This is a genomic window from Pseudomonas sp. K5002 (genome assembly GCF_013386655.1).
Taxonomy (GTDB): domain Bacteria; phylum Pseudomonadota; class Gammaproteobacteria; order Pseudomonadales; family Pseudomonadaceae; genus Aquipseudomonas.
Genome location: NZ_JACARK010001034.1, coordinates 1 through 3,363 on the forward strand (window position 1 = coordinate 1; position 3,363 = coordinate 3,363).

General features: G+C 62.4%; 5 protein-coding genes. All 5 read right to left on the reverse strand.

Annotated elements, in window-relative coordinates; all coding sequences use genetic code 11:
• Nucleotides 1–500, reverse strand: a 500-nt coding sequence (locus tag HX846_RS32840) for an FTR1 family protein (RefSeq protein WP_178967015.1), incomplete at its 3' end; no start/stop codon positions are given.
• Nucleotides 501–503: 3 nt separating this feature from the next.
• Complete coding sequence (locus tag HX846_RS32845; protein ID WP_003213299.1) at nucleotides 504–839, reverse strand: cupredoxin domain-containing protein; 336 nt, start codon at nucleotides 837–839, stop codon at nucleotides 504–506.
• A 167-nt stretch (nucleotides 840–1,006) separates the two neighbouring features.
• Complete coding sequence (locus HX846_RS32850; protein ID WP_003213297.1) at nucleotides 1,007–1,756, reverse strand: energy transducer TonB; 750 nt, start codon at nucleotides 1,754–1,756, stop codon at nucleotides 1,007–1,009.
• The gene (exbD, locus tag HX846_RS32855) at nucleotides 1,753–2,178 is read right to left on the reverse strand and encodes a TonB system transport protein ExbD (RefSeq protein ID WP_003213296.1); all 426 of its coding nucleotides are present in this window, start codon (nucleotides 2,176–2,178) and stop codon (nucleotides 1,753–1,755) included. Before exbD ends, HX846_RS32850 begins: the two co-directional genes overlap by 4 nt.
• 6 nt (nucleotides 2,179–2,184) lie before the next feature.
• Nucleotides 2,185–3,111 (reverse strand): tonB-system energizer ExbB, encoded by a 927-nt coding sequence (gene exbB / locus HX846_RS32860; protein WP_178967016.1) that lies wholly within the window; start codon nucleotides 3,109–3,111, stop codon nucleotides 2,185–2,187.
• Nucleotides 3,112–3,363 lie beyond the last annotated feature (252 nt).

Consider the following 3,363-nt stretch of genomic DNA (forward strand, 5'->3'; position numbering starts at 1 on the left):
ATCAGCCAGGACAGCGCGGCGCCGGCGACGATGCCGAGCACGCCGCCGGCCAGCATCGACAGTGGGTCTGTCTGGCTGGATGCGGCGATGCCATAGAGGAACAGCACGATTTCCGAGCCTTCGCGCAGCACGGCCACGGTGATGACCACGGCCAGGGCCCAGAGTGATTTTTCACCCTTGAGTACTGAATTGCCGGCGCTGCGCAGTTGGGTCGCCAGCTCGCGACCATGACTGGCCATCCACAGGTTGTGCCAGCCCAGCATGACCACGGCGACTACCAGGATGGCTGCGTTGAAAATCTCCTGGCCAAAGCCCTGCAGCGCCTGGGTAATTGCGCCGGTAAATAGTGCGAGGATGCCGGCACCGAGCACGCCGGCTGCGATTCCGCCGCCAATGAACAGCCCACGTCTTGCCAGGCCCTGGGTGGCGGCCATCACGATGCCCACCACAATCCCGGCTTCCAGCACTTCTCGAAACACGATCAACAGACAGGCCAGCATGGCTTACTCCTTGGCCGCGACGGCGGTGACCGTGCCTTTGGCCTGGTCGGGGTGGTAGTCATCGAAGAAGGTGTAGGTGCCGGGATGCAGCGGGCCGGCAAACACCGTGATGGTGTTGCCGGGGACGATGATTTTTTCGAATTTCATGTCGTAGCTTTCGAACTCGTCGACGCTTTCATCGTGGCTGGTGAGTTGAATGCGAAAGCGCTCACCGGCCGGCACCTCGAACGTCGAGGGGCTGAAGGTGTGGTTCTGAATGACCAGGGTGACCAGCTGGTCCGCCTGTGCAGCGACGGGTAAAGCCAGTAGGAGGAGAGCCAGCCGGGCAAGGTTGGGCATGCCGAATGTCCGCTAATGAGAACTATTCGCGGATAATTAGCGTTGTCTTTAAGTGTTACAAGTGAAGATCGAGTTAGGTGTTGACTCGTTCAAGCCTGGTTCAGGTTGCGGTGATGCGGGGGGAGGGAGCAACAGCCGTAGGCACCCGAGAGTGCCCACGGTAGGGTTTAGCGGCGACGTTTTTCGATGTTGTAAACGAATGGTGCAACGATCTCGATGCTCCCGCCTTTCAACATGTCGGCCGGCGGCTTGGGCAGCGGCTGGGCACGACGGATCATGTCGAGGGTGGCGCGGTCCAGGTCGGCGTTGCCGGAGCGGCCCACCAGTTCGTAGGACAGCACGTTGCCATCGGCATCCACCACGAAACGCAGGCGGTTCAGGCCTTCCTTGCCACGCGCCTGGGCGCCCGGCGGGTACTTCTTGTACTTCTGCAGGTGGCCCAGCAGGGTACTTTCCCAGGTGGCCTTGGCCGCGATCTGCTGCGGTGAAGGGCCCGGTTGTGGCTGGGCGGATTTTTCCGTAGGCGCGTTGTTCTGCGGAGTTTCGCTCGGCGGCTCTTCGGAAGGTTTTTCCTTGGGCGGATCGGGCTTCTTCTCCACAGGCTTGGGCGGCTGTGGTTTTGGCTTGGGCTTGACCGGCTTTGGCACCTGGATCGTCGGCTTAGGTGCCTCGGCCAGTTTCGGCAATGGCAGCTCTTCGACTGGCGCAGGCGGCTGTGGCGGCGTGATCACCTTCGGCGGGGCCGGAGGTGGTGGCGCCGGCATCGGTGCCAGGTCGATGACCATGGCGGCCGGAGGCAGCTGGACCATATGTGGCGCCGACCACTGGAGCGCGATGATGATCGCGACGGCGTGGACGCCCAGCACGACGGCGAGGCTGGTGCCATAACGCGTCAGTTTGTGGCGCGTCGTGATCATTTCTTGGCTGCCGTCTCAAGTCCGACCAGGCCTACCTTGAGGTAGCCGGCCGCCCGCAGGGCATCCATCACGCTCATCAGGTCGCCGTAGTCCACGCCCTTGTCGGCCTGGAAGAAGATGGTCGTGTCTTTCTTGCCCTGGGTCTTGGCGTCGAGCACCGCGCCCAGGGTGTCGGATTTGACTTCTTCTTCGCCCAGGAACAGACGCTGGTCCGCCTTCACGCTGAGGAATATCGGTTTCTCCGGCCGCGGCGCAGGTTTCGCGCTGGAAGCGGGCAGGTCGACCTTGATATCCACGGTGGCCAACGGTGCTGCCACCATGAAGATGATCAGCAGCACCAGCATCACGTCGATAAACGGCGTGACGTTGATTTCGTGGTTCTCGACGAGCTCGTCGTCGCCTTGATTCAAATGCAGGCCCATGGCCGATTACCCCACTTTCACCATGTGCGATTGCGAGCTGCGCTCGGTAGGCAGGTGATCGAGGTCACGGCTGACCAGCAACAGGACTTCTGCCGAAGCGTCCGACACCTGCGCCTTGTAGCCGGCGATCGAACGGGCGAAGACGTTGTAGATCACCACCGCAGGAATCGCGGCAACCAGGCCCAGTGCGGTTGCCAGCAGGGCTTCGGCGATGCCGGGCGCCACGACGGCGAGGTTGGTGGTCTGGGTTTTGGCAATGCCGATGAAGCTGTTCATGATGCCCCATACGGTACCGAACAGGCCGACGAAGGGCGCGGTGGAACCGATGGTCGCCAGCACGCCGGTGCCGTTGCTCATGTTGCGACCGCAGGCGGCAACCAGGCGCTCAAGACGGAAACTGACGCGTTCCTTGATGCCTTCTTTTTCACGGGTGTTGGCAGACAGGCGCATCTCTTCGAGTGCGTCGTGAACCAGCAGGTGCGCCAGGGCGCCCTTCTTCGCCGCGCTTTCGCTGGCTTCTTTCAGGGTGGTGGCTTTTTTCAGGTGGACGATTTCAGTGCGCAGGCGACGCTTGGCGCCCAGCAGTTCGAAGCCCTTGGCGATCCAGATGGTCCAGGTGATGATCGAAGCGATGGCCAGGCCGATCATCACGATCTTCACGATGATGTCAGCGTTCTGGTACATGCCCCACGGCGACAGGTCGTGGGTCATGCCCAGGCTGTTGTCTTCTTCCAGCACGACGCCGGACTCGTCAGCCGGAGCACCTTCGGCGGCCAGGGCCGGGTCGGTTTCGACCACGCCGGTGATGTCGTCGATGGTGGCGTTGGGGTCGACCCGCAGCTTGATGATCTTTTGCGCGGTATCGGCCAGCGGTGGAATTTCGATGGTGGCTTCCAGGCGCTGCTGGATACGGCGGGCGGTGAACGCCTGCATCGCCTGGGTGATTTCCTCGCGGTCGTCGTTGGGGCGATCCAGGTTTGGCCGGATGTTGCTCAGCGGCTCGCCGAAATGCGCGGCGCTGGCCTTGGTCAGCATGCTCTTGAAGGCATCGCTGGAAATCTCCAGCAGCAGCCCGGCTTCGCCCGAGTGCACCAGCACGGTCGGCTCACGCAACAGGCTTTCTTCGTAGAGGCAGGGAGAACTGGTCAGCGGCGGCAGGCCGGGCAGCAGGCTCAGGCTGTGCTT